Raw genomic sequence first — 26960 nt, forward strand, 5'->3', positions numbered from 1 at the left:
ACAACTTTTTTTGAAGAATCTAATTTGCATGTAATTGGAAGCCTATAACAATACTAAAACCAGCTACAGAGATATAATTAGCTAAACATCAGATGCGTTTTAAACAAAAAAAACTCTTTAGAATATTGTTCTAAAAAGCTTTTTTCGATAATGAAGAATTCAATAAGTAAAATAAATCTATAGATTATTGAAGGTAATGGATGCATAATACTGCTGACCGATATGGCCGGTACCAAAAGCTGTGAAATATTCATTCCCTCCAATATTGGTAGCTCCCAACTTAAAGGTGGATTTAATAGATGGTACTTTATAATTTACTTGTGCATCTACTACAGAGTATGCAGGCACTTTACCATCTGCGAAAGTTCCTTGCCATAAATAGGTATCACTCCATCTGTAATTCACATTGAAACCGAAGTTGGTAAATACCTCTGTATTTCCGAAAGAAACCTTCACCTTATGGTTTGGCGTATTAAAGCTGGTTCTAAAATCTGGTGCAGAGGATTCATCGAAATCTTCCTTGGAATAGGTATAATTTCCATCAAGATCAAAATTCCCAAACACCTTTGTTCCCAGACCAATAGTTGCTCCGTACGACTTCACATCTGCTGAAGAATTGGTGTAAGTTTGGTAGGCCTTGAAATCGCTTTGTTGTAATGCCAACAAAGAAAGAGCATTGTCTCCTACCTCGCCATAAAAAGGCACTAACACGGTTTCATTAGAAATGAAATCCTGGTAGGTATTGTAATAGGCATTTAAGTCTATGATCACTTTTCCAGTTCTTCCACGGTATCCAACTTCAAAAGCAGTTACTTGTTCTGGCTTCACAATTTCTACATCAGATTTTGCAGGTGCTCCTGTTAACACAGAATTCAAAGAAAAAGAATTTTCATAAGCTGCTCTACCAACAACAGTAGCAGTTGGGCTACCAGTGGCCGCTGCTCCAACTCCGCTTAACGTAAAGGTTCTAACATCTCGATCCAAATTAGATTCGGCAGAACCTACCAATATTGCTCTTCCGGCATCCAGGCCTATAAATAGATCCTGAGTAGTTGGATATCTAAATCCTGTTTGCACCGAGGCCCTAAAATTATGAGATCTATCGGCCCCTGCGGTATAACCTGCAGAAAGTCTTGGAGAGAAGTTTCCATCAAATAATTCGGATTTATCATATCTAATAGATCCTGTTAACTTCAATCTCTCTTCCAATAATTTTTTCTGAATTTGGGTATAAACACCATATTCTGAATATTTAATTGGCCCGTCTGAATCTGTAAATATTGTTCCAGATGAATTTAGCTTATATTGCCTGTATGATCCTCCAACCTGGATATCTGCAAAATCCTGAGTAATATGAGAAAAATTATAATTTGCATCTGCATGTCTTAATTGAGTTGCATCTTGGAATTTAGATCCCGTGGCAAGATTTGGATCACTAATAACCTGATTAAAAGCATTCTGAAATTCTACAGTGCCCGGAACCAATCTTCCGGTATCGGCAGTCTGTCTAGCAAAAGCATGAGCTTGTTCTTCAGGAAGGCCTTGACCCCTTGCGCCTAAAAATGCTCCTGCATATTGCCCAAACCATTGCTGATCTGATTTCCAAAGTCTATTTATATTGATCGCTGTAAAACGGGTGTCATAGGAATCACCGGCATCTTCATCGGTTATATAACCTCTAACAAAGAAATTATCATTCCCGACTTCAATCTTATGTTGTTGCAAAAAGAAATCATTTAAAGCATATCTATTTGCTCCTTGGTAGATTGTAGAACCAATTCCCACTTTTCCCAAATAGCTTATTTCAAAATCATCGGCAAAAGGTCTATAGTGCAGCGCTGTATCAAATTTTATACTTTCTGCATTATAATCGGTAAGACTTGGTTCTGCATATCCAGTTCTACTTACATTTTCACTAGGCAACAAGGCTACAGCTTCCGCGGGAATTAAGCCCGCCGCAGCTAAGGATTGACCAACTCCTCTAATATTTGTGCTAACTTCATCTCCGTAAATATTCAACCCATCATAATTAGGGTCGGCTCTGGTATTTCCAGGACTTAAAACATCTACTTCGCTTACGGCAAACCAATCGGTTCCTTTTAGATAGGAGAAATTAGCTTTAGCTGCAAATTTATCAGAAAATTTATGAGCAACTCTTACACCAAGATCATAAACAGGGTTGGTGCCAGCTGCGTCTTGCGAAGTTATTCCTTGTTTATAATAAGCACTAATTCCTGGAAAATCAAACGGATTCTTACTAGTCATAAATAAGATCCCATTAAAAGCATTTGCTCCATATAGAGCAGAGGATGCTCCAGGAAGTAATTCTATACTATTTACATCCAGCTCTGTCATCCCTAAAAGATTTCCTAATACAAAATTTAGCGCAGGAGAAGAATTGTCCATTCCATCTACAAGTTGAACAAATCTGGTATTTGCAAAGGTTGCAAAACCACGGGTGTTCACAGATTGAAAGGTTAAACTACTAGTATTCACATCTACCCCTTTAAGGTTTTCAAGTCCCGCATAGAAAGTAGCGGCAGTGGTATTTTTGATATCCTTAATCCCGAAACGCTCAACGGTCACAGGCGATTCAAAAATCCTTTCTGGAGTTCTAGAAGCCGAAACCACTATCTCATCTAAAGCATCTCCTTCTAATAATGTAACGTTTACAACCTGGTTATTGGAAGTAATAGAAACCGACTGCGTTTCATATCCAACATTACTAATTTGTAGATTAAATGGAGGGGTTTGGGAGACAGTAAGAATAAAGTCTCCATTAAGATCTGAAACCGTTCCTTGGGAAAGTTCAGGAACCGATATGTTGGCTCCCATAACCGGGGCATTATTATTATCTACAATTCGTCCCGTAACCGTAGTCTGGGCGTGAGTGATAAGACAACATAAAAAAATAAAAAGGATCAGTGATTTTTTCATATTCTGATTTTGAGTTAGTTTACTTAACAATTTAGCTAAATAAACCCCTCAAAATCAGAATACAATAAAAACCTATTAACAGGATGTTAACTATTCAACAGTTACAGATTTAGCCAAGTTTCTTGGTTGATCTACATTTTTACCAAGCATCACTGCAATATGATAAGACAGCAGCTGCATTGGAATGGTAGTTAATAAGGGAGTTAAAGACTCTATGGTATCTGGCACTTCAATTACATAATCTGCAAGTTCCTTTACTTCTGTATCTCCTTCTGTAACAATTCCAATAATTTTTCCTTTTCTGGATTTTATCTCTTGTATATTACTTAAAACCTTATCGTAGTGACCCATTTTGGTAGCAATAACGACAACCGGCATCTGCTCATCGATTAAAGCAATAGGTCCGTGTTTCATTTCGGCTGCCGGATATCCTTCAGCATGAATATAAGAGATTTCTTTAAGTTTTAATGCTCCTTCCAAAGCGACTGGGAAATTATATCCTCTTCCTAAGTAAAGACAGTTAGATACATCTTTATATTTGAAGGCTATCTCCTTTATGTGCTCATTCGTAGTTTCTAAAACTTTTGCAATTTTAGCAGGAATAGCTTCTAACTGCTGCAAGTGATATCTAAAATCTGAATCAGAAATCGTACCTCTATATTTAGCTAATTTTAAAGCCATTAAGGTAAGCACAGTGATTTGAGTGGTAAAGGCTTTTGTTGAGGCAACCCCTATTTCTGGACCCGCATGTGTATATGCTCCTGCATGAGTTTCTCTAGATATTGAGGAACCTACGACATTACAAACTCCAAACACAAACGCTCCCTTTTCTTTAGCAAGTTTTATAGCAGCCATTGTATCTGCAGTTTCTCCACTTTGCGAAATCGCGATCACTACGTCATTTTCATAAATAACTGGATTCCTATATCTAAATTCTGAAGCATATTCCACTTCTACAGGAATTCTAGCAAGATCTTCGAAAATATATTCTGCAACCAGACCTGCATGCCATGAGGTCCCACATGCCACTACCAAAATTCTTTTAGCTTTTGCTATGCGTTCAATATTATCGTCTACTCCAGCCATTCTAATAATGCCTTCATCTACCAACATTCGCCCTCTATAAGTATCTGTTATAGCGCTAGGCTGCTCATAGATTTCTTTCAGCATAAAGTGATCATAACCTCCTTTTTCGATCTGCTCTAAGTTCAACTGCAATTCTTGAACATAAGGATCTACTAAAGTATCATCGTGTATTTTTCTAACTTTGATTTCTTTACCAAGTCTCACTACAGCCATTTCTCCATCTTCAAGATAAATAGCATTGTTCGTGAACTCAATAAATGGTGAAGCATCTGATGCTATAAAGAATTCATTTTCTCCAATTCCAATTGCTAATGGGCTCCCTAATCTTGCAACAACTAATTCGTTTTGTTTTCTTTTATCAAAAACCGTGATCGCGTATGCTCCGATAGTTTGATTAAGTGCAATTTGCACTGCCTTACCTAGCTTCACATCTTCATTGATCATCACATCTTCAATAAGGTTTACCAATACTTCTGTATCGGTATCAGATTGAAAAGTGTAACCCCTTTTTACTAATTCTTTCTTAAGAGAAGAATAATTTTCTATAATCCCGTTGTGGATTATCACAAGATTTTCTGAATTAGAATAATGTGGGTGTGAATTTACATCATTTGGAACACCATGTGTTGCCCAACGTGTATGGCCTATTCCTACATTTCCAGCTTTGGAAGTAGTACCGTTAAATTTAGCTTCTAGATCAGCTACTTTTCCTTTGGTTTTACAAAGATTTAACTCTTTTCCATCAAACAATGCAATTCCAGCACTATCATAACCTCTATACTCTAATCTATGCAATCCTTTTATTACTATAGGATAAGCTTCTCTATGACCTATATAACCTACAATTCCGCACATAATCTAATTGTTTACTTCTGTATAATAAATATTAAATTTTAATCTTTTTTCCGCATTAGGAGATAAATTTCCATGCAACACAGTTCCTTCAGGAGAAATAACAGCTGCACTTGGAACTCTTGAAATACTGTCTATCGGAGTTTTTAAAGCAGAATTTCTTACCAAATTAATGTTTTGAGTAACTACTAGACCCAAGTTTACATTATCGAAGTCGTTATTTAAAACATTCTTTACATGCTCGGTTATTCTAATTTTATAACTAATTCCTGCGCCAGTTTCATCTCTTTCTAACCTACTTGAATGTGTAATGAGAGAATTTAAAGGGCTTAAATTGTTTAGGCTAGGATCTATTAAATAATCGAATAGTTGCTCATTGGTTTTCAAATTGTATAAGTAAATTCTTTCTGGCTCAGCTTCAGCACCTGGAGCTCTGTCCTGATTTACAAAAAAGCTTAGGTTCGCTTCATTAATCAACCAATTATTAGCTCTTAATTCTGCTAATTCCGCTTCATCTTCAAACAATTTGATAACCGTAACTGCTCCTTCTCCACCTTTTAAAAACAAATTCTTAGCTCCAACCTGAGCATTAGTTTCGGCAATTTCTGAAATGATTTCTGTTGGGAAATCTTGAGAAAACGCATTTACTATATTAGGCCCAAAATTCAATTTATACGAAGAGGCTTGTCCTACCATTTCTGTAATATCACCATCCCCATCAGAATCTAACGCATCTGCAACTTGAGAAGTATAATAAATAGTAATTCCCGCATCTGGGTTAGTAATAGAATTGAAATCAAGCAATAACATATTACCACTACCATTTAATGGCTCAGCTTTAAAATAGAGTCCTCTAATAAAGTTGTTGAAATTGTTATTATTAGAAAGTTCTAAAGATCCTTCCTTATTAATAATGTTCTCTTGAAAAAATTGTACTGGTAAATTGACTCTAAGTCTTGGAGTAGCGCGAACAGTATCTAATTCGTTGTCCTGATTGAACTCCCCATGCACAACCTCTTCTTTTGAGGGCAAAAAATTTTCATTCGTATACAAAGGAGCACCAACTAAATTATTTTCAAAAACTGAGCCTTGATCTGAATAGTATTTTTGAACCGATGCAAAATCTGCATCTGGATCAAAATTATTAAGGAAAAAATTGGATCTGCTAACCGTCAACTTGTAGGGAGCATTACCAAAAAGAGAATCCAATTGATAAATAGGGTTTCCATCCTCACCCGCTTCTAAAGCAGTACTAAAATAAGGAAGTGTTAATACCACACTGTCCACAACAGCTTCTTTTCCAAATTGGGGATTAGTACTAGTTAAAGACAATTGAGTTAAAACACTCGCAACTTGCTGCCCATAAACAGGCTCATTATAAACTCCTAATTTATTAACAGGAAGTCCATTTGTCTGAACTGGCCCAATCTTTTTGCTATAACCAATTACTCCAGCCTCATATAAGGGGATGGAATCAAACTGACCAATAAGCCTACCGCCAATGGAATTAAAATCGTTATCACATGAGGTAAATACTAAAGCCAACAGCAATACTATTGGGACTAGACGTGCTCTTTTCAAAAAAATCATTCGGTATAAATTACTTATTGTGATAGAACTTCAGTGTTGTAAAAATCTTGGTATGCAGTAGAAAATTCTTCCGGAGTTTTATAATCTAAAACCGGCTTTTCTAATTTCTTTAAGTACTTTGATAATTCTGCCGGAATATCATCTCCGCCAATAATTACTGCATCAGAGTTATCTATTGCAGTTTTCATCAAGTTAACATAAGTTGGTTTTTTCAAATGCTTTACATTATCTGTATCCAACCCATCGAAAAGAATTTTCTTATGCATGTTTGTATCTAACGACTCATCGAAACTTTGATTGTACACAGAGGTAACAATCTTTGCGCCAGAAAATAAAGGCTCGTTTCCGTAGTAGTTTCTTAGATATAGTGGCAATAATGAAGACAGCCAACCATGAACGTGTATTATATCTGGAGACCAGTTCAATTTCTTAACTGTTTCTATTACTCCTTTAGCAAAGAAAATTGCTCGCTCATCATTATCTGGAAATAAATTTCCTTCCTCATCTGTAAGTGTTGCTTTTCTTTTGAAATAATCCTCGTTATCTATAAAATAAACCTGCATCCGCTCTTTTGGGATAGATGCTACCTTAATAATTAACGGCATATCCAAATCATCGATCACCAAATTCATCCCAGACAATCTAATCACTTCATGCAATTGATGCCTTCTTTCATTGATGTTGCCATAACGCGGCATAAAAATCCTGATTTGTCCTCCTAATCCATTTACCATTCTGGCAGCTTCAAAAGACATAGATGATATATCGGTTTCGGGCAAGTAAGGAATAACTTCAGATGATACGTACAATATCCTCTTATCTTTCATAAATATTTTGCTTTTGCGAATAAAAAACACGCAAAATTACAAAATTTTATGCAGTTTGCCCGTAATATATTAAGTTTGCACGCTGTTAATTTTATAAAAAAATGCAGATTATCAAAGAGAAAGCACCCTTAAGAGAGGTTATTTCTAAATTAAAATTAGAAGATTCCTGCATAGGATTCGTGCCCACAATGGGCGCATTGCATAATGGGCACCTGTCTTTAGTTAGACAAGCAGCTTCAGTTTGCGATGTGGTAATCGTGAGTATTTTTATTAATCCCACACAGTTCGATAACGCTACAGATCTAGATAATTACCCAAGAACACTAGATTCTGACACTCAAAAGTTAAAAGAATTAGGCCTTAACTTGATTATTTTCACTCCAACAACTGCCGAACTCTATAATGATGAAATTGTTTCTGAACATTTTCAATTTGATGGTTTGGAATTTGAAATGGAAGGGAAATACAGAAATGGACATTTTGACGGAGTTGGGACAGTTGTAAAAAAACTTTTTGAGATCGTACAACCCGATAAAGCGTTTTTCGGAGAAAAAGATTACCAGCAGTTACAAATAATAAAAAAACTTGTTAAGCACTACCAACTTTCTTTAGAAGTAATAGGCTGCCCTATCTCTCGAGAAAACAACGGCTTAGCAAGGAGTTCCAGAAACGAACGACTAAGCCCAAAAATTCGACTTGAAGCATCATTTATACACGAAACGCTCTTGAAAGCTAAAGATAAATTTGGCACAGAAAGTGCAAATCAGATATCACAATGGGTTGAAAATGAATTTACATCTCACCCATATTTTAACTTAGAATATTTTGAGATTGCAGATAGTGAAACTTTAAAGCCAATAACAAAAAACCTTGGCGATCAAAAATTTCGTGCATTTATCGCTGTATATTCTGAAAACATTAGGCTTATAGACAACATAGCTTTAAATTATTAATAAAATTGTATGTTAATTCACGTAGTAAAATCTAAAATACACCGCGTAAAATGTACCGGCGCCGATCTTAATTATATTGGAAGCATCACCATAGACCAAGATCTTATGGAAGCTGCTAATATTATTGAAGGTGAAAAAGTTCAAATTGTAAATAATAATAATGGAGAGCGCATAGAAACGTATGCAATTCCAGGCCCAAGAAATTCTGGAGAAATCACTCTTAACGGTGCCGCTGCAAGAAGAGTCGCCAAAGGGGACATCCTTATTCTTATTACCTATGCCATCATGGAGTTGGAGGAAGCTAAATCCTTTAAACCTGCTTTGGTTTTCCCAAACGAAGAAAACAATCTCTTAAATTAATTCTTGAAGAAAACTACAATCAAATTTTTAAAGATCGTACTCCCGCTTTTGCTGGGAGTTTTTTTGATCTGGTTTTCAATTAGAAACTCTACTCCTGTAGAAAGGAAAGAACTTCTGGATAATATTAAATCTGCGAATCCAATTTTTATCCTGATTTCTATAATTTGTGGTTTGCTATCGCATCTTTCTCGAGCTTATAGATGGAAATTTCTTCTCGAGCCCCTAGGCTACAAACCAAAGTTTTTAAACAGTTTTATGGCTGTTATGGTTGCTTACTTGGCAAATTTCGGGATCCCTAGATCTGGAGAAGTCCTTAGAGGTGTAACTATTTCAAGCTATGAAAAAGTCCCTTTTGAAAAAGCTTTTGGAACAATAATTTCAGAAAGAATAGCCGACTTCATTATGCTTTTACTAGTAATTGCAGCTGCCATGATCTTTCAAACAGAATATCTTCTAGCTTATTTTGAAGAAAATAATATCAATCCGTTTTTTACAATTGCAATCTTACTTGGAATTTTAGCAGTGGGAGTGTTCGTTTTAAAACTGATTAGAAATTCTAAAATTGGGATCTTCAAAAAGATTAAAAAATTTGCTAAGGGCCTCCTAGAAGGAATGCGAAGTATCCTAAAAATGAAGCAAAAAGGAGCTTTTATTTTTCACACCCTATTTATTTGGCTAATGTACATTTCTATGTTCTATGCTTTAATATTTACAGTTCCAGAAACTTCCGGACTTCCTTTTGGAGTGGTATTATTAGCTTTTGTAGTAGGTTCTTTCGCCGTTTCGGCTACTAATGGAGGGATTGGTGTATATCCTATAGCAATTGGAGCAAGTCTTATGCTGTTTGGAATTAGCAAACAGGGAGGAGAAGCCTTTGGGTGGATTACTTGGGGAACACAAACCTTGCTAATTATTATTGTAGGAGGATTGTCATTTTTGTTTCTTCCTATTTATAATCGTAAAAAATAAAAAACCTATATTGTGCATGACAATTAAAACTTGACCTATGTACAAAAAATTACTTTTAATCTGTCTGTTTATTGCCCCTAACCTATTTACAGCACAAACTATTTACAAATCTTTAAAATCCTCAAAACTAGGCGAAGAAAGAGAATTAAAAATCCAGCTTCCCCGAAATTACGAGAATAACAAAGAAAAATCCTATCCCGTACTCATCGTTTTAGATGGAGATTATTTATTTGAACCTGTCGCAGGAAATGTAGATTTCTATTCCTATTGGGAAGATATTCCAGAGATGATTGTTGTAGGAATCAATCAAAGTAACACTAGAGATTCAGATGCTTTTTATGATGACCAACGTTTTTTACCTTCAGAATCTGGAGCGAAATTCTTTGAATTTATAGGTATGGAATTAATGACCTATTTAGACTCTCAATATCGCACGGCTCCTTTTAGAGTGATCATGGGACATGACTACACCTCGAATTTCATTAATTATTATCTTCTCAAAGAAAGTCCGCTTTTTCAAGGCTATATTAATATTAGCCCAGATCTGGCACCAGAAATGGCAAATAGAGTTACAGCTGCTTTAACTAAATCTGAAACTAAGATCTGGTATTATCTTGCCACTGCAGAGGAGGATATTCCTTCCTTAAAAGAAGATATTTTAAGTTTCGATAATCAACTGAAGAATATCAAAAACGAAAATTTAAAGTATAATTTCGATAATTTCCCAGAAGGGTCTCATTATACATTGGCTGGAAATGCCATTCCCAAAGCCATAGAGCAGATCTTCGAAGTCTACAGACCTATTTCTATTTTCGACTATAATCGAGTTCTTCTACAAACATCTGTTTCTTCTTATGACTATTTGGTTGAAAAATATGAGAGTATCCAGACCTTATTTCATGTTAACAAACAAATCAGATTAAACGATTTTATGGCTGTATACAATGCTATAGAAAAAACTAAAAAATGGGAAGAGCTTCATGATCTATCTAAACTTGCAGAAGAGCATTATCCAAAAACTATGCTCGCAACTTATTTTGAAGCTAGATTTGAGGAAGAAACAGGGAGTCCAAAAAAAGCAATGCGTAGTTACCAAAAAGGATACGGACAAGAACCCATTTCTTTTTTAACAACAGATTTTATGCTCGATAAAGCAGATAAAATCAAGCAAGATTTCGGATATTAACCGCTTCTTAACAAAGATCAAATTTTCATTCCAATTAAATTATGGCGAAGGTAAAAACCACATTTTATTGTCAGAATTGTGGCACTCAACATTCCAAATGGCAAGGACAATGTTCTGCTTGTAAAGAATGGAACACGCTGGTAGAAGAAGTGATTCAAACTCCAGATAAAATCGATTGGAAATCAACTACTGTTAGGGAAGCGAAAAAGGTTTCTAAACCTCTAAAAATTGCAGAGATCGAAGTTTCTTCAGAAACCAGATTGGACACTAACAATTCAGAATTAAATAGAGTTCTAGGTGGAGGAATTGTTCCAGGATCTCTAACCTTATTGGGAGGAGAGCCAGGAATTGGAAAGAGCACCTTATTATTGCAGATCTCACTTCATTTGAGCCATAAAACTTTATATGTCTCCGGAGAAGAAAGTCAGCAACAAATTAAAATGCGGGCAGAACGCATAAACCCGAATCCTGCTAATTGTTATATACTTACGGAAACTAAAACCCAGAATATCTTTAAGCAAATTGAAGCCTTACAGCCTGAAATTGTAATAGTAGATTCCATCCAAACCTTACATAGCGATTATATAGAAAGTTCTCCTGGTAGTATCTCTCAAGTTCGAGAATGTACTGCAGAATTAATAAAGTTTGCAAAAGAATCAGGGGTGCCTGTAATTTTGATCGGGCACATCACCAAGGAAGGAAGTATTGCTGGCCCAAAAGTGTTGGAACACATGGTAGATACCGTTTTACAGTTTGAAGGTGATAGAAATCATGTATATAGAATTTTGAGAGCCAATAAAAATAGATTTGGATCTACTCATGAGTTGGGGATTTATGAAATGTTAGGTAGCGGATTAAGAGAAGTCTCCAATCCTTCTGAAATATTGATCTCTAAAAATGACGAAGGATTAAGTGGAACTGCAATTTCTGCAACCTTAGAGGGCATGCGCCCACTAATGATCGAGATCCAAGCATTGGTAAGCTCTGCCGTTTATGGAACACCACAGCGCTCTACTACGGGCTACAACGCTAAGAGATTAAATATGCTTTTAGCTGTCCTAGAAAAACGCGCCGGATTTAGATTAGGGGCAAAGGATGTTTTCTTGAATGTTACCGGAGGAATTAGTGTTGATGATCCGGCGATAGATCTTGCTGTTATCGCTGCTATACTTTCCTCTAATGAGGATATTGCAATCCCTAAAGATATTTGTTTTGCTGCTGAAATTGGTTTAGCAGGAGAAATTAGACCCGTGCCAAGAGCAGAGCAACGTATTATTGAAGCTGAAAAATTAGGCTTTTCAAGTATTATGATCTCTACACAAACTAAACTTCCTAAAACAAACTATGCTATTAAAATACAGAAAGTAGCTAAGATTGAAGATGTGGTAAGCTATTTATTTGAATAATCTGGCATAATTACTGTGTTTCACAACTCAAAAATTGGAGCAATGTACAGTAGAGTTTTATGGCTGCTTTTACTCCTTCTAATTCTAGAAGGCTGTTCCGAAATTAATAAAGCCAAAGACATACTCACGAATCCCTCTGCACGACAAGTATACCAAAGGGATTTAAAAATTAATGATGAGTTGTTTGCAATCTGGAAGTCAGAAAAAGAAAAGTCGATAGAAAATAATAGCGTCTCTATTAATTTGCCATATCGCGAATCTGGTAAATTTTTCCCTAAAAGTTTTTCTGTTTATTCTTATTTAATAGAACTTCATAGGGGAGATTTTCTTTCTGTAAAAATTCAGCAAGATTCTACATCATCTCTGACTTTTATTGATGTTTTATCCGTTGAGAATTCAGTCTATAAAAATATTAAAAGTTCAAAATTTGGAGAACAAACACTGCAATTCGAAATTGAAGAAGACAATCTTTACAAGGTTGTAGTTCAGCCTGAAATTGACGCCAGTTCATTTTTTATTATAGAGATAGAAAGGTCTCCATTGTATCTTTTCCCCGTTGCAGGAGGAAAAAACAGTGATGCGCAAAGTTTTTGGGGAGCCCAGCGAGAAGGCGGAAAAAGATCACACGAAGGAATTGATATTTTCGCAAAACGCGGCACGCCTGTAATTGCAACCGTAAATGGCAGAATTACTTCAAGCGGTGAGAAAGGTTTGGGAGGAAAACAGGTGTGGTTGCGCGATATCAAAAGAGGACAATCTATATATTACGCGCATTTAGACAGTATCGCACCTATTAAAAAGTATCAGGTTGAGGCTGGAGATACACTGGGTTTTGTGGGAAATACAGGAAACGCCAGAACCACCGCACCGCATTTACATTTTGGAATTTATCGCAGATATGGAGGAGCAATTAATCCTTACTATTTTATTAAGCAGAATGATTATAAGTTCCCTGAAAAAAGTTCCTTTTTTCCTGAAGATCAGCTGGCAATAGTTAATAACACCGCAAACTTAAGAAATTCCAATTCAGTAAAAAATTCTGAAATTATTCAAAAGCTTTCTGCTGGAGACACGATCCATATTTTAGGAAAAACTGAAGACTGGTATCATATCAAAGCCTCAAATTCTAAGATATCCTCTTTTCTTCATTCTTCTCTGGCAACACCAATGAATTAGGGAGCGGGATTGGGGATTGCTTCGTGTACTTCGTTTATTTCCTGAATGATTTTGTCTGAAAGTTCTAACTCTATACTCCCAATATTTTCTTTTAATTGATCTAGCGTCGTCGCTCCTATAATATTGCTGGTCACAAACGGCTGCATATTCACAAATGCCAATGCCATTTGCGCAGGTTTCAGTTGATGATCGTTAGCGATCTTCACATATTTTTCAATAGCCTTCACCGCTTGAGCATTACCATATCTACTGTATTGAGGAAACAAGGTTAATCTCCCTTTTGCATTCTTATCTTTTAAATATTTCCCACTGAGAGAACCCATTCCTAAAGGTGAATAAGGAAACAAGCCAACATCTTCCCGATGATAAATTTCAGTTAGGCCTATTTCATCTTTTCTATTGAGTAAACTATAAGGATTTTGTACTGTGATGATTTTTGGAGCTCCATTCCTAGCCTCTTCCAAGCATCGCATCACACCATAAGGAGATTCATTAGAAAGTCCAATCTTTCTGATTTTTCCCTCCTTGATGAATTCATTTAAATTAAATAGGATCTCTTTAAAATTATCTTCCCATTCTTCAGATGGATCATCCTTATAACCCCGTTTTCCGAAGAAATTAGAATTTCTTTCAGGCCAGTGTAATTGATATAGATCTATATAATCTGTCTGTAATCGCTTTAAACTCTTAGAAAGCGCATCGTTCAACGCAGCTTTAGAAAAACCTAAGTTGGGCCTAATATGAGCCATCGCTTTTCCTGGCCCAGCAATTTTAGTTGCCAAAACTACTTTATCCCTATTCCCAGTTTTCTTAAACCAAGTTCCTATAATTTTCTCTGTACTTCCCTGAGTTTCTTTACTTGCTGGAGTGGAATACATTTCAGCAGTGTCAATAAAATTTACGCCTTGCTCTAAAGCATAATTTATTTGGGCGTGACCTTCTTCTTCTGTATTCTGTTGGCCCCATGTCATAGAGCCAAGACAGATCTTGCTTACTTTAATGTCGGAATTAGGAAGACTAGTGTATTTCATTATAAGGGATTAAATTTCTTCTGAAGAAGATTTAAAAAGTTTTAGTTTGCGTAATTAGATTCAATTTCCAATAACACTGGGCAATGGTCACTATGCATAGCATCCTGAAGGATCACAGCACGTTTAAGCTTTGTCTCCATAGGCTTAGAAACCAAATTATAATCTATGCGCCAACCTTTATTATTTGCACGTGCGTTAGCCCTATAACTCCACCAAGAATATTGATCTACTGCTTCTTCATTAAAATGACGGAAGGAGTCTATAAAACCGCTATTCATAAAACCATCTATCCACTCTCTTTCTACAGGAAGAAATCCTGAGGTATTTTTTAATCTTATTGGATCGTGTATATCTATGGCTTCATGGCAAATGTTATAATCACCACAAATAATTAAATTCGGAATCTGAGTTTTTAAATTATCTATATATTGCTGAAAATCTGCCATATATTGAAGTTTTAGCTCCAATCTATTAATATTAGTTCCTGAAGGAAGATAAAGGCTCATTACTGAAAAACCATCAAAATCTGCACGAATATTCCTACCTTCAAAATCCATGTAATCTATTCCTGTTCCATATTCTACATGTTTTGGCTCGTGCTTGCTCAAAATAGCTACGCCACTATATCCCTTTTTTTGGGCTGGATACCAATAATTGTATTTATAGCCAGCATCCTCAAATACACTAAGATCCAATTGGTCTTGGGAAGCTTTAATTTCTTGTAAACAAACAACATCGGGATTAGCCGCAGATAACCATTCTATAAAGCCTTTTCTAATAGCTGCTCTAATTCCGTTAACGTTATACGATATTATTTTCATAAACTTTTAAAGTTTCTCAATTTAATAAATAGCATATGCTTTCAATTATTTTGAAGATAAATTAATGTGATTTTAATAATGATAAGTGTGGAAATTACTTAACCAAGAAACGTTTTACAATTCCTACATCCCTAGTTCCAATTCTTAATAGATAAACTCCAGTTGCCGCGTAAGACATATCTATATCATATTGATAGCCTCGTCCACTTAAATTGTTTACCTGATTTTCGATCAATTTTTGACCGAGTAAATTATGAACGGTAATTCGTAAAGGTTGGTCAAATTCAGTTTCTAAGAATATGTTATAAATACCATCTCTAACATCTGGATTAGGGCTTTGTTCAACAATCTCAAGATTCGCTTCATTCAAAAGAAAATCATCAATATTTAAAGTTGAATCTGTAATTCTCACCGTGTAATCGTGGGTAGTACCAAAATCCATCACACTACAAGGATTATTTAAATCGCCTCCAAAACTTGTATCTCCAGCACGAACCCTTAATAAATGCTGACCTAAAGGAGCATCTGCTGGCAAATTAAAGTCGAAAGAAAAAGCCGTATTGGCAGCCGGTATATTTTGAGCAGATATCACCCTTTCAGAATCATCGAAAGCACCATTATCATTAAGGTCAATCCACATAGAGAATTTTTCGTCTTGTGGATTATCAAAAAGTGTTTTTACTGTAACCGTATATGAGCCTATAGAGCGGTCTAAATCGGTAGAAAAACCAATAAAATCGGCATAGCCATTAGTACAAGGTATCCGCTCATTTAAAATATCGCCAAGTTCAAAATACGATAATCCATCTCCAAAACTAGTACAGTCAGAGCCTACAGGAATACAATTTAAATTAGCTACAGATTTTGTTTTAGAATTATTGGTGTTATCTTGATCTTCTTCCAAATTAGTTTCTGCAAAAATTAAATATCTACCAGAAGTAGAAAGATTTGCACTTTGAGAGAATGTATAAACCGCATTTTCACCTACCGGAATCGTTCCTGGAAAAACTTCATTTATTTTTCTATTATTCTCTATTCTATATGCAACAGGGATATTGGATTGTGGTTCCCCTCCAAAATTTTCAATGGTAACTGTAACATCTTCTGATGCGGTTAAATTGAGACCAGTTCTTGGAGAATCTATGGAAGTAATCCCTACATCTTTAGCAAATAAATTCTTAACATCGATCGTGAGAGCATCATTATTCTCATTCTCATCGGTATCTAAATTTGTGGTAGCAACGAACGTATATGTTTGACCAATAGTTCCAAGGTTAGCATTTGTAGCAAATGTAAAATCTACAGAGCTTGTTCCAGGAACGGTACCTGTGAAAGTTTCAGTGATAACGGTTCCTCCATCTACAGAATAACTTACGGGAATATTAGTTTGAGAGGAGACTCCAAAATTTCTAATTGTTACGGTTACCACTTCCGAAGAAGTTAAAGTTGCATTAATAGGTTTTACCAAGGCAACTATACCCACATCGTTTATGAAATCTGGAGCAAGTTTAAAAACTCCCACTCTGTTCTTTCTATCTGGATTGTCAAAATATTCTCCATTATGCCAAAATGTTAGATCGTCTGCAGGATCCACCGTTAAATGCGCATAATCACCATACCTAGTGGAAGGATCGGCACTAATTCCATTTACAATAACTTCTTCCTTAACGGTCATGATACCTTTAGGATCATTTTTAAACCTTCCTGTATATCTAATTGAAGGATAAATTGGAGTTTCGGGACTATCGTCCAAAATTGTAAATCCTAAACCAATATTTCCTTGGGCATCCATACCTATACTACCGGAAAATCTGTCACTTTTAGTTGGAGCATACGTTCCTTCTTGGTACACGATCCAGAGCCCACCGTTGGATGGCTGTCTTAATTCGTACCATCGTATTCCGGCATGTTCTGCAGCAGTTGCGTCTACATCTACCACAAAGTTCAAAACAGCAGTGTTGTAAGTTGGAAACCTTCTATACTGAGTCATATACATCATCGTAGCCTGTAAAGCATCTACATCTGGAGCATTATCTGGTTGTGCTAAATTAGAGAAGGCACCTCCATCGAAAGTTGCAATGAAAGGAGTAACTCCATTTCCTGTTCCTAATTCTTGAGATTCAGCAATTATAGAATTTGCAGGTGAATTCCAATCTACATTAATATTCCACAATTTCAAATGATCTTCAGAAACACCAGCCCAAGCATCATCTTGTAAAAAGATAATAGGAGAATTTCCTCTTGGTGGAAGTTCTCCTCCCATGGCATGAAAACCTGCGGGACTATAAAAACCATTCGTTCTAATCCCAGGCAAAGGAAAAGAAATAACTTTAGCACTCTCCCCTACCAACATTCTATCGCGTTCAAAAACGTAAATCACCTGACTAGTACTTGCCGTATTTGAATTCTTGTTTGTGGTAACATAATACCCGTCACTCCAAACCGAAATTTTTGGATAATCCGGCAATGCCCCATTTGTAGGAAATCTATAGGTATTCCAACCACCATTTACAGGATCGGAAGTTTGTGAAATTGCAACTAAAAAACTTTCTGGCGTATCACTAAATTGAGTGATCAAAAAACGGTCTGCAAATTCATCATAAAGGATTATAGGATCACCTAAATTTTCATTTGTAAATTCCCCTCCAATACTTGAAAGACTTGCTGGAGCTACAATTTGATTTCCTAATTTGTCGAAAATTGAAAATGCCGAATTATAACCATTTACATAATGATTTGGCCCTGCAGCTCCCGTAGGATCTGTGGGTGTAGATCTGGTAACCGCAGCATCAAAAGTAAAAATAGGTGCTTTGGATGGCAATTCTCCCATTTTAGATTGAAGTGCCGCATCTTGTGTTTTTGGAAGACCTTTTCCGGGAACCACTTTATTAATTCCTCTATTCCTTGGATTTACTAATTTATATTCTGTAGAAGGTGCCTTCATTTTTCTGGTAGAAATTGCCGTTACAGGAATTGCCATTGCAGAATCTATATATATAGGCCCGGCTGTTTCTCTTTTTTGCGCGAAGGAATGAAGGGAAAAAAGCAGGAAGAATAGCGCTATATAGGGTATGTTTTTAATCATAATTTAGATCAAGAAGTGACAATTTTACTCTGCCTTAAAAATAAGCAATTATAAAATAAAAGAGGCTATTAATATTATTAACTGCCTCTAATTCTATTTGTAAAAAAAAGAAAATGAATGCCTACTCTGTCATCCAGTGTTTAAAATCTATCTCCTTTTTTATAAGATCTGCCAACTCTGAGATCGCAACGCGTTTTTGTTCCATAGTGTCCCGATATCTAATTGTTACAGAATTATCTTCTAAAGAATCATGATCTACCGTAATACACAATGGCGTACCAGCAGCATCTTGTCTTCTATATCTTCTCCCAATAGCATCCTTCTCATCATATTGAACTTTGAAATCCCACTTAAGATCATCTATGATTTTTTGAGCCATCTCTGGTAAACCATCTTTCTTAACAAGTGGTAATATAGCTGCTTTTGTAGGTGCTAAAATTGCTGGAAGTTTTAATACCGTTCTGGAAGAACCATCCTCTAAGGTTTCTTCCTTTAAAGATGAAGAAAGAACCGCTAAGAACATTCTATCAAGACCTATTGAAGTTTCTATTACATAAGGCACATAATTCTCATTCAATTCTGGATCGAAAAATCTAAGTTTTTTACCCGAGAATTCTTCATGTGCTTTGAGATCGAAATCTGTTCTAGAATGAATTCCTTCCAATTCTTTAAATCCGAATGGAAAATTGAATTCTATATCGGCTGCGGCATTAGCATAGTGCGCTAATTTCTCGTGATCGTGAAATCTGTAATTTTCTTCTCCTAAATTCAGTGAATAATGCCATTTAATACGTTGCTCTTTCCAGTGCTCGTACCATTTCATCTCATCTCCTGGACGCACAAAAAATTGCATTTCCATTTGTTCGAATTCCCGCATTCTAAAAATAAATTGTCTTGCAACAATTTCATTTCTGAAGGCTTTCCCTATTTGAGCAATTCCAAATGGAATTTTCATCCTTCCTGTTTTCTGAACATTTGCAAAGTTCACAAAGATCCCTTGTGCAGTTTCAGGTCTCAAATAAAGGTCTGTAGAAGTATCTGCAGAAGCACCCATTTTGGTGCCAAACATCAAATTAAACTGACGCACTTCTGTCCAATTACGAGAACCAGTATCAGGGTCGGCGATTTCCAATTCTTCAATTAAAGCCTTTACATCTTCAAGATCTTCTTTTGTTAGAGAACTTGCCAAACGCTCTAGGATTCGTTTTCTATCTGCTAAATATCCAACAACTCTTGGATTTGTAGAAACAAATTCTTCTTCATTAAAAGCATCTCCAAAGCGTTTCTTAGCTTTAGCAATCTCTTTTAGCGCTTTGATGTTCAGTTTTTCAGCATAATCTTCTACTAAAACATCTGCGCGGTATCTTTTTTTGGAATCCTTATTGTCTATTAAAGGATCTGTAAAAGCATCTACGTGACCAGAAGCTTTCCATGTTTTTGGGTGCATAAGTATAGAAGCGTCAATTCCCACAATATTCTGATGCAGTTGCACCATACTTTTCCACCAGTACTCTTTAATGTTCTTTTTTAGCTCAGCTCCATTCTGACCGTAGTCGTAAACAGCACTTAAACCATCGTATATCTCACTAGACGCGAAAATATATCCATACTCTTTAGCATGGGAAACCACGTTTTTAAATAAATCTTCTTGTTTTGCCATAGCGCAAAAATAAAAAAACCGCCTAGATTAAAGTCAAGGCGGTTTGTGAAATTTAAAATTTTAATTAATTAAGGTTGAAAGAAGAGGTTCCAATTAACTGAGCTCCTTCATAAACATATACTTTATAAGTACCGTCTAGTAATTTATCTCCTTGAGTTTTAGAAAGTATACACACATCCAACTCTTGATTTTCGTAAAAAACAGTAGAGGTAGCGCTGTACATCATTACTCCACCATCATGCTTTACTGCAATCTGGTCTCCTACCAATTCGTTTTCAGGATTATAAACCTGAACATACATAGTTTTTTCTCCGGATGGAGCCAAATCGTTAGAGCTAATAGTAAAACAAGTTCTTACTTGGTCTATTCTACGTATTTTATCATTCTCTATTAATTTCCCGCTATTCCTAACAATAACTCCTTCACCTTTAAGAGAAGTGATCTTTAATTGAGAAGCCTTGTCTACCTTAGTAGATAAGCTTTGATTGTTAACTTTTAAGGAATCTGACAATCTCACTTTTTGAGCCAATACCGTGTTAGTACTATCTATAGTCACTGCCATCATTCGGTTTTGATTGCTCAAACTATCTACAACTCTAAATAATCTGTCTTTTTCAGTTTTTAAAGCTCCAATCTCTCTTCTATATCTAGAAATCAATACCAGATTTGCTTCAGAGTCTTTTACGGAATCCAATAGTCTAGAGATGCGCTCTCTAGCATTTACCATATCTTGGTCCATTACCTCGTTGGTTGCAATTGCTTCATCGTATTTAACAATCAAGTCATTCAACTCGTCCTCAATAACAGTTTTTTCTTTTACTAGTATTGCTTTATTTTCTTTTTCTTCATTATAAAACTTAACCGTGTAAATACCTAGTGCCACTAGAGCTACGGCCAAAATACCTGTTAAAATCTTAAGAGCGGTATTGCTTTTTGTTTCGGTCATATTAAATGTGATTTAGTTTGTAATTTAATGGTTTAATTAGCGAAATTACAATACATTAACTAATGTTTCAAGATTTAATTAATTTATTTTACCCAAACATCTGCCAAATTTGCGATGCGGAATTGTATAAAAACCAAAATATTCTTTGCACTAATTGTGTAAACGAACTTCCTATCACTAATTTTCATCTAGATAACGAAAATCCTGTAAAAAAAGTATTTTATGGCCGAGTACCTATAGAAAATGCCACTTCTCTTTTAGTTTTTAAGAAGAAAAGCAATGTTCAGAAATTGATACATCGATTGAAATATAGAGGTCATCAAGAAATTGGATCTTATCTAGGCGCTTGGACTGGGGCAGAACTCGCTAAAACAAATTCTTACGAAGGTATAGACCTTGTGATCCCGGTGCCGCTGCATAAAAAGAAACTTAGATCTAGGGGTTTCAATCAGGTAGAAGAATTTGGGAAAGAGATCGCTGCAGCACTTAATATAGACTACGTGGATGATGTTCTTTTGAAGACCTCTTTCTCAAAAACGCAAACACTCAAAACAAGGCTTGCTAGATGGGGAAATATCGAAGAGAGTTTTGTGTTATTTAATTCTGAAAAAATTAAAAACAAACACATCTTGCTGGTAGATGATCTTATTACTACCGGCGCTACTCTGGAAGCCTGTGCAGAGATTCTTTTGGAAGGAGAAAATGTAAAAATCAGCATTGCCACAATGGCTTTTACAGCATGACTAAAACAAAAAATAATTGTTTCTTTGCTTAAAATTTCGGCTTAAATGAAAAAATATTTTTCAGGATTATTGATGATTCTTATTTCCTTCACATTATTGCAATGTGCAAAGAAAGGAACTCCACAAGGTGGGGATTTAGATACCGAGCCTCCAAAATTCTTAAGAGCAACTCCTGAAAATTATTCGACTCAATTCAATAAAGAGGAAATTAGGATCTATTTTGATGAATACATCAAGTTAGCCGATGCGCAAAAACAGATCATCATTTCTCCTCCAATGGCGATTAAACCAGAAATCACTCCACTAGGTTCTCCCAGTAAATATATCAGAATCAGGTTAAATGATACACTCAGAAAAAACACTACCTACTCCATTAATTTTGGAAAAAGCATTATAGACAATAACGAAGGGAATCCTTTGCCTTATTTTAAATATGTGTTTTCTACAGGAGACTACATAGATTCCTTATCGGTGGCAGGAACGGTTTCTGATGCACTTCTTAAAGAAGCAGATCCTTTTATTTCTGTGATGTTATATGATGCAGATGAGACCTACAACGACTCTTTAGTGTTTACTACTCCACCAAGATATATAACCAATACCTTAGATAGCCTTAGAAGTTTCGAACTTACCAATATTAAAGAAGGCAAGTATCATTTGGTGGCTGTTAGAGACCTAAACAACGACTATAAATACAATCCTGGGAAAGAAAAAATAGCATTTTTAAAAGAGACAATTTCTGTACCCACAGACACGTCTTATAATTTACAATTGTTCAAAGAAAAAATTGCATTTGAAGCAGGCCGACCTAAACAGGTTGCTAAACAAAAAATACTAGTTGGTTACAAAGGAAAAACAAACCTAGATAGTATCTCTATAGATCCTTTAAATACAGTGCCATCAGATTTTGAATATCGCTTCACGAAAGTTGTAGATAAAGACAGTTTGTACTTATGGTACAAGCCTATTGTGGAAACAGATAGCTTGAGATTCAAATTCAATTCCCAAAAAGACACTACCAGTTTGATCGCAAGGATTTCAGATATGAAGGCTGATTCCTTAGTAATTAATACAGAACCTTCGGGCACCTTAGAGTTTAATAAAGATTTTCTCATAAAAGCAAACACCCCATTAACAACTAAGGATGATAGTCTTATTAAGATACTTAATAAAGATTCTCTTGAAGTTGCTTTTACATCAGAACTTAAGAATTTAGAGAATTCTATTCATATTAAGTTCAATAAAAATGAAAATGAAACCTATAGTATCCAGATACTCCCAGGAGCGATTACAGATTTTTTTAACGCCGCAAACGATACGATATATAGAACATTGAAGACAAAAACATTTTCTGATTATGGTAATGTTCGTTTGAATTTGCAGAATGTAAAAAGTTACCCGATCATCGTTCAACTTACAGATGAGAAGGGAGTTATAAAAGCTGAAATAAAATCGGAAGATCAAAGCAATATAGCTTTTGAATTGGTTCCTCCAGGGGAATATTTAATTAGAGTGATTTACGATTCTAATGCGAATGGTATATGGGATACAGGTAATTTTTTACTTAAAACTAATCCAGAAGAAATCATCTATTTCCCTGATTTTCTAGAGGTAAGACCAAACTGGGATATCAACCAGACCTTTATTCTAAAGTAAATTTATCACGATCTTGAAGAAATTTAAATTTCTTTCGGGTATCCAAAAGCTGTTTTTTATCCAAAGTCACAACTTTGGTAAACGCTGCTTCTTCTTGATTATTTAAAGGTTTTCCTAAACTGTCATAGACTGCAGAATGGCCGGTATATTCGTGATTATTTACATCTAAACCTGTCCTGTTTACACCAGCACAATAAGACATGTTTTCTATAGCTCTGGCTTGCAACAATACATCCCATGCTAGGATCCTTGGTTTAGGCCAGTTAGCCACATAAATTAATAGATCGTAATCTTCAGTATTCCGTGCCCAAACAGGAAATCTAAGATCATAACAAATTAATGGGCATATTTTCCACCCTTTATATTCTACCTGCAGCCGCTCATTCCCCGCGGAATAGGTTTCATGCTCTTTTGCTAAGGTAAAGGTATGGTGCTTATCATATTTCTGGAAAGTGGCGTCAGGAAAAACAAAATACAACCTATTAAAATATTCGTCTTTTTCTTTGACAATAATGCTTCCGGTAATAGCTGCGTTCTTTTCGCTTGCAACTCGTTGCATCCATTTTAAAGTAGGACCATTTGGAGATTCTGCTAACTTTTCAGCATTCATAGAAAAGCCAGTGCTAAACATTTCCGGGAGTATAAAAAGATCTACCTCGGTATTGACAGATTCTATTTTTTCTTCGAATAGTTTCAGGTTCTTTTTAATATTCTCCCAAAACAGATCTACTTGTAGTAAGGCTATATTTAAATTTTCCATATCTTGTAAAATTATAAAAAATAAGATTCTGGCTATTAAATACGTGTTAAAAGATTGGAAGGAAATTAGAATATAAATAGCTTTATTCTCAAATTGATCAGATATGAATTTAGAAGCTTTTTTACAGAAAGATACTTATACGTCTAATACCTCTCGCGGGCTTATTTCAGGATTTGTTGGAGGTTTGGTGGGTACTGCTGTAAAAATTCTAATAGAAGAATTTCTTCCTGTTAGAAAGATAGAGCAGAAATCGGCACAGTTAAAGATCGTTGATGATCTTTCTACTAAGATCACTGGAACTCCTATAAGTGCAGAAAATGAAGCTTTAGCCGAGCAGTTGGTAAATTTTCCTTTTGGCGCAAGTATTGGAGCTGCTTATGGGTACGGTAAAAAAGATAATGATGTTATGAATATTGCAGATGGAGTGATCTTTGGGGCAACCACGTGGATTTCTACCCACGAAACCTCTTTACCTCTTGTTGGACTTGAACCTAAGTCCAAAAATATCCCAATTAAAATGCAGGCAAACGAGCTTTTTGCTCATATTGCTTTTGGTATCACAACAGAATTTGTGAGAAGTTTTGTTAACGAGCGAATGAAGCGATCTCAAAATAATCTATAAAAAAATCCCGAAGCAAAACTTCTGGGTTTTTTTAATGCTAGTATGGAATTACTTTATACTTGTTTTTAAATTAATTTATTTGCGTCTAGATGCTTTAGAACTATATTTAGAAAAGCTTGTAAGTCTTTTTTAATTTCATTCTCCCAAAACCTAAAAATTGTAAATCCATTTTCTTTAAGGGAAAAATTTACTCCTTTGTCCCTCTGCATATTTCATTCAATTTTAGCAATCCAAAATTTTCTAATGCTCTTAATCTTATCTCTCTTTTCCTTCCAATTGTAACCATGCCAAAAGTTACCATCAATAAATATTACCGTTTTATACTTAAGAAGCACAAGATCTGGTTTTCCCGTTAAATTTTTACAGTTTATTCTATAGCGATAGCCAGCTTTTCTAAAAAGCTATTTCGTTAGGAATCTTTAGCCTTGATTAGTAACAAATACTGGCTTTTTGAGCTTTGCCCAATTTTGTGGAATAAACGGCTTAAAATGTAATTTTCATTTACACTCGGGTTAATTCGTCCATCAATGCTTTTCGCTGTGGATATTGTTTTCTAAATACTTCTATTAATTCATTAACTTGGCCATTTCCTTCTAATTTTTTCATTCTACGTAAATACCTACAAGCTGTTTTATAATGGTTTCTACCGATATATTTTTCAATATAGTTAGTAATTCTTTCACTATAAAGTTCAATTAGTTCAGAAGAATAATCTTTTGATAAATATTGTTCATTCTGCTGAATATTCTCCATAGAAAGGTTTTGTTTTAGCATAAGAAATAACCTATCCCACCATTCTTCATTTATGTAAATTTTTCGAATTAACTCTGAATAGGTCCATCTTTGATTAGGGGTTATTTCTACAATTATTTCTTCTAAAAATGGATGCCAGTTTTCATCCTCAATATTATCTTTTAAGATTTGATAATAATCCTGTTCGGGATGAAAGTTGACAATAAATAAAAACCTTGCGTATTCAATAATTTTGCAAGTTTCTTTTTGAACTTGGGCTACTTTGAGTAACCAATTGTACCATACCTTTACTAATCCCGGTTTGTCTTTTTCATCACATTTAATTCCATCTTTAGAAAGCCCTATAACTCTTTCAAAGTTTTTGCTTTTAAACGCTTTTTCTATCTCTGTTGTTCTAATTGATGGATTTGAAATATACTCATCGATATACTTTTCAACTTCTTTTTCATCTTTGAATTTTCTCAATAAATTCAATTTAAAAGATTGAGCTCTTTCTTGTTCGTATTGACCATTGATGGTGTCCAAACAAGTAAGAATAATATCTGCGTCATGTTTTTCATCAATTAATTCTGCTGCTATTCGGAGTATTCCCAAATGCCAATCCCAATCTTCAAATAAGTTATGTTTAAAGGATGAGATACAATATTCAAAGATTTCTTGTTTAAGTGTTCCAGAAAGTTTTTCTTGGGTTAATTTTGAAAGCAATTCCATTGCAGATTCTACCAAATAACCTAAATCTCCATTGCTATCATCGCCATATTGAAAAGCTTCGGTGATTTCTTCCAATAAAGCGGTTGATATAAAAAATACATTATTAAAGTTTTTATTCACCAAATATTTTTCGGCATTTTCTAAAAACGGTTTAGTGGTATTAACAACGTATATCATCTCCGACCAACCAATCCAACCGTTTCTTCCTGCGGCTGTTTGCAATATGGAATGAATTTGTTTTTGGTAAAACTCTTTCGATTGGTTTTGCCTCAAATGAGCAAAGGATGCTAAAAAGTAGTCTCTAAACTTCTTGTCTTTCTTGCTGTTTTCCTGTACAAATTTCATGAGTTCTTTATGCGAAATTGTTTTTAGCAATTCATTTACTTGTTGAGAAATGGCCTTTGTTTTTTTCTTTTTTGGAAGTGTGAAATCAGGATTAGTTAACTCCAATTTATCTTGTTGTAAATGGAAAATCACTGCAACTATATGCTTACAAACTGCTCCCATATCATATGGACAATCGCAATTATGCACTACAACAATATTATTGCTAATTTTTAATTGAACCGTATACTCGTTGGTACCAAAAACAGTAGCTTCATATTCACCAGCTGTTATTTCAGAAATTTCTGAAATTGCTCCACTTTTAAAATAAGAAAGTCCTCTTTTAAGGATATGCTCTTCAATGAATTGCTCCATTTCCCTTATTGGTATTCTCATATAATCAAACTATTGAATTATCTGTTACTTTTTATAATCAAACCTCTAGGAGCAAGCCCGCCTGAATCAATTCATTTAGGACAGGTAACGGGAAACCTGCCCAGCCGGTC

General features: G+C 35.2%; 21 protein-coding genes and 1 pseudogene. 9 read left to right on the forward strand and 13 right to left on the reverse strand.

Translation table 11 applies throughout. The features are described from left to right. Positions 1 to 177: 177 nt before the first annotated feature. From H033_RS0101115 to H033_RS0101130, 4 genes are all read right to left on the reverse strand, one after another. Positions 178 to 2937 carry a TonB-dependent receptor gene (locus H033_RS0101115; protein WP_026836680.1) on the reverse strand — a complete coding sequence of 920 codons (2760 nt, stop codon included), beginning with the start codon at positions 2935 to 2937 and terminating at the stop codon, positions 178 to 180. A 90-nt stretch (positions 2938 to 3027) separates the two neighbouring features. Next, positions 3028 to 4878, reverse strand: coding sequence for a glutamine--fructose-6-phosphate transaminase (isomerizing) (gene glmS, locus H033_RS0101120; RefSeq protein WP_026836681.1), 1851 nt, complete (start codon positions 4876 to 4878; stop codon positions 3028 to 3030). A gap of 3 nt (positions 4879 to 4881) precedes the next feature. After that, entirely contained in the window at positions 4882 to 6465 is a 1584-nt protein-coding gene (locus H033_RS0101125; protein WP_026836682.1) for a DUF4270 domain-containing protein, read from the reverse strand. Positions 6466 to 6479: 14 nt separating this feature from the next. After that, the gene (locus tag H033_RS0101130; protein WP_026836683.1) at positions 6480 to 7292 is read right to left on the reverse strand and encodes a glycogen/starch synthase; all 813 of its coding nucleotides are present in this window, start codon (positions 7290 to 7292) and stop codon (positions 6480 to 6482) included. A gap of 101 nt (positions 7293 to 7393) precedes the next feature. On the opposite strand from H033_RS0101130, the gene panC reads away from it, so the two are divergent. From panC to H033_RS0101160, 6 genes are read left to right on the forward strand one after another with little or no spacing between them, the layout of a single operon-like run. After that, complete coding sequence (panC, locus tag H033_RS0101135; protein WP_026836684.1) at positions 7394 to 8245, forward strand: pantoate--beta-alanine ligase; 852 nt, start codon at positions 7394 to 7396, stop codon at positions 8243 to 8245. Positions 8246 to 8254: 9 nt separating this feature from the next. Continuing rightward, on the forward strand, positions 8255 to 8605 hold the full coding sequence (gene panD, locus H033_RS0101140) for an aspartate 1-decarboxylase (RefSeq protein ID WP_026836685.1): 351 nt from the start codon (positions 8255 to 8257) through the stop codon (positions 8603 to 8605). 3 nt (positions 8606 to 8608) lie between these two features. Then, positions 8609 to 9574, forward strand: a complete 966-nt coding sequence (locus H033_RS0101145) for a YbhN family protein (RefSeq protein WP_026836686.1) — start codon at positions 8609 to 8611, stop codon at positions 9572 to 9574. Positions 9575 to 9611: 37 nt separating this feature from the next. Then, positions 9612 to 10760: an alpha/beta hydrolase gene (locus H033_RS0101150; RefSeq protein WP_026836687.1), complete on the forward strand. Its 1149-nt coding sequence runs from the start codon at positions 9612 to 9614 to the stop codon at positions 10758 to 10760. A gap of 41 nt (positions 10761 to 10801) precedes the next feature. Then, on the forward strand, positions 10802 to 12166 hold the full coding sequence (gene radA, locus H033_RS0101155) for a DNA repair protein RadA (protein WP_026836688.1): 1365 nt from the start codon (positions 10802 to 10804) through the stop codon (positions 12164 to 12166). 42 nt (positions 12167 to 12208) lie between these two features. After that, positions 12209 to 13342 carry a M23 family metallopeptidase gene (locus tag H033_RS0101160; protein ID WP_026836689.1) on the forward strand — a complete coding sequence of 378 codons (1134 nt, stop codon included), beginning with the start codon at positions 12209 to 12211 and terminating at the stop codon, positions 13340 to 13342. Here the strand turns inward: H033_RS0101160 and H033_RS0101165 are convergent. The 5 genes from H033_RS0101165 to H033_RS0101185 form a co-directional block, all read right to left on the reverse strand. After that, positions 13339 to 14373, reverse strand: a complete 1035-nt coding sequence (locus H033_RS0101165; protein WP_026836690.1) for an aldo/keto reductase — start codon at positions 14371 to 14373, stop codon at positions 13339 to 13341. The genes H033_RS0101160 and H033_RS0101165 overlap by 4 nt on opposite strands. Positions 14374 to 14414: 41 nt before the next feature. Then, complete coding sequence (locus H033_RS0101170; protein ID WP_026836691.1) at positions 14415 to 15194, reverse strand: exodeoxyribonuclease III; 780 nt, start codon at positions 15192 to 15194, stop codon at positions 14415 to 14417. A 94-nt stretch (positions 15195 to 15288) separates the two neighbouring features. After that, entirely contained in the window at positions 15289 to 18279 is a 2991-nt protein-coding gene (locus H033_RS0101175) for a GEVED domain-containing protein (RefSeq protein ID WP_026836692.1), read from the reverse strand. Positions 18280 to 18400: 121 nt separating this feature from the next. Next, the gene (locus H033_RS0101180) at positions 18401 to 19939 is read right to left on the reverse strand and encodes a glycine--tRNA ligase (RefSeq protein WP_026836693.1); all 1539 of its coding nucleotides are present in this window, start codon (positions 19937 to 19939) and stop codon (positions 18401 to 18403) included. Between the two features lie 64 nt (positions 19940 to 20003). After that, positions 20004 to 20885, reverse strand: a complete 882-nt coding sequence (locus H033_RS0101185) for a hypothetical protein (RefSeq protein WP_026836694.1) — start codon at positions 20883 to 20885, stop codon at positions 20004 to 20006. 62 nt (positions 20886 to 20947) lie between these two features. On the opposite strand from H033_RS0101185, the gene H033_RS0101190 reads away from it, so the two are divergent. Continuing rightward, positions 20948 to 21628, forward strand: coding sequence for a ComF family protein (locus H033_RS0101190; RefSeq protein WP_026836695.1), 681 nt, complete (start codon positions 20948 to 20950; stop codon positions 21626 to 21628). A gap of 45 nt (positions 21629 to 21673) precedes the next feature. Then, a complete protein-coding gene (locus H033_RS0101195; protein ID WP_026836696.1) occupies positions 21674 to 23284 on the forward strand; it encodes an Ig-like domain-containing protein in 1611 nt (536 codons plus the stop codon). On the opposite strand, the gene H033_RS0101200 is transcribed toward H033_RS0101195, so the two are convergent. After that, entirely contained in the window at positions 23271 to 24044 is a 774-nt protein-coding gene (locus H033_RS0101200) for an amidohydrolase (RefSeq protein ID WP_034885990.1), read from the reverse strand. The two genes, H033_RS0101195 and H033_RS0101200, sit on opposite strands and share 14 nt — an antisense overlap. Before the next feature lie 103 nt (positions 24045 to 24147). Here H033_RS0101200 and H033_RS0101205 point away from each other — a divergent pair, with 103 nt between their 5' ends. Beyond that, entirely contained in the window at positions 24148 to 24666 is a 519-nt protein-coding gene (locus H033_RS0101205; RefSeq protein ID WP_026836698.1) for a DUF1440 domain-containing protein, read from the forward strand. 65 nt (positions 24667 to 24731) lie between these two features. Here the strand turns inward: H033_RS0101205 and H033_RS22255 are convergent, their stop codons facing one another. The 3 genes and pseudogenes from H033_RS22255 to H033_RS0101220 form a co-directional block, all read right to left on the reverse strand. Continuing rightward, entirely contained in the window at positions 24732 to 24875 is a 144-nt protein-coding gene (locus H033_RS22255) for a very short patch repair endonuclease (protein WP_262489295.1), read from the reverse strand. A 3-nt stretch (positions 24876 to 24878) separates the two neighbouring features. Then, positions 24879 to 25043, reverse strand: a pseudogene (locus H033_RS21900) (very short patch repair endonuclease); the annotation flags it as partial. 124 nt (positions 25044 to 25167) lie between these two features. Further along, entirely contained in the window at positions 25168 to 26850 is a 1683-nt protein-coding gene (locus H033_RS0101220) for an SWIM zinc finger domain-containing protein (RefSeq protein WP_026836699.1), read from the reverse strand. Positions 26851 to 26960 lie beyond the last annotated feature (110 nt).

The organism is Gillisia sp. JM1, from assembly GCF_000424645.1.
In the GTDB taxonomy this organism is placed as follows: Bacteria; Bacteroidota; Bacteroidia; order Flavobacteriales; family Flavobacteriaceae; genus Gillisia.

Excerpts from the sequence above, each read along its gene's own strand:
- H033_RS0101130 (WP_026836683.1), bottom strand. The coding sequence starts at position 7,292 with ATGAAAGATAAGAGGATATTGTACGTATCATCTGAAGTTATTCCTTAC.
- H033_RS0101170 (WP_026836691.1), bottom strand. The coding sequence starts at position 15,194 with ATGAAAATAATATCGTATAACGTTAACGGAATTAGAGCAGCTATTAGA.
- H033_RS0101175 (WP_026836692.1), bottom strand. The coding sequence starts at position 18,279 with ATGATTAAAAACATACCCTATATAGCGCTATTCTTCCTGCTTTTTTCC.
- radA (WP_026836688.1), top strand. The coding sequence starts at position 10,802 with ATGGCGAAGGTAAAAACCACATTTTATTGTCAGAATTGTGGCACTCAA.
- H033_RS0101160 (WP_026836689.1), top strand. The coding sequence starts at position 12,209 with ATGTACAGTAGAGTTTTATGGCTGCTTTTACTCCTTCTAATTCTAGAA.
- H033_RS0101180 (WP_026836693.1), bottom strand. The coding sequence starts at position 19,939 with ATGGCAAAACAAGAAGATTTATTTAAAAACGTGGTTTCCCATGCTAAA.
- H033_RS22255 (WP_262489295.1), bottom strand. The coding sequence starts at position 24,875 with ATGCAGAGGGACAAAGGAGTAAATTTTTCCCTTAAAGAAAATGGATTT.
- glmS (WP_026836681.1), bottom strand. The coding sequence starts at position 4,878 with ATGTGCGGAATTGTAGGTTATATAGGTCATAGAGAAGCTTATCCTATA.
- H033_RS0101150 (WP_026836687.1), top strand. The coding sequence starts at position 9,612 with ATGTACAAAAAATTACTTTTAATCTGTCTGTTTATTGCCCCTAACCTA.
- H033_RS0101220 (WP_026836699.1), bottom strand. The coding sequence starts at position 26,850 with ATGAGAATACCAATAAGGGAAATGGAGCAATTCATTGAAGAGCATATC.
- H033_RS0101125 (WP_026836682.1), bottom strand. The coding sequence starts at position 6,465 with ATGATTTTTTTGAAAAGAGCACGTCTAGTCCCAATAGTATTGCTGTTG.
- H033_RS0101200 (WP_034885990.1), bottom strand. The coding sequence starts at position 24,044 with ATGGAAAATTTAAATATAGCCTTACTACAAGTAGATCTGTTTTGGGAG.
- H033_RS0101115 (WP_026836680.1), bottom strand. The coding sequence starts at position 2,937 with ATGAAAAAATCACTGATCCTTTTTATTTTTTTATGTTGTCTTATCACT.
- H033_RS0101205 (WP_026836698.1), top strand. The coding sequence starts at position 24,148 with ATGAATTTAGAAGCTTTTTTACAGAAAGATACTTATACGTCTAATACC.
- panC (WP_026836684.1), top strand. The coding sequence starts at position 7,394 with ATGCAGATTATCAAAGAGAAAGCACCCTTAAGAGAGGTTATTTCTAAA.
- H033_RS0101185 (WP_026836694.1), bottom strand. The coding sequence starts at position 20,885 with ATGACCGAAACAAAAAGCAATACCGCTCTTAAGATTTTAACAGGTATT.
- H033_RS0101190 (WP_026836695.1), top strand. The coding sequence starts at position 20,948 with ATGTTTCAAGATTTAATTAATTTATTTTACCCAAACATCTGCCAAATT.
- H033_RS0101195 (WP_026836696.1), top strand. The coding sequence starts at position 21,674 with ATGAAAAAATATTTTTCAGGATTATTGATGATTCTTATTTCCTTCACA.
- panD (WP_026836685.1), top strand. The coding sequence starts at position 8,255 with ATGTTAATTCACGTAGTAAAATCTAAAATACACCGCGTAAAATGTACC.
- H033_RS0101165 (WP_026836690.1), bottom strand. The coding sequence starts at position 14,373 with ATGAAATACACTAGTCTTCCTAATTCCGACATTAAAGTAAGCAAGATC.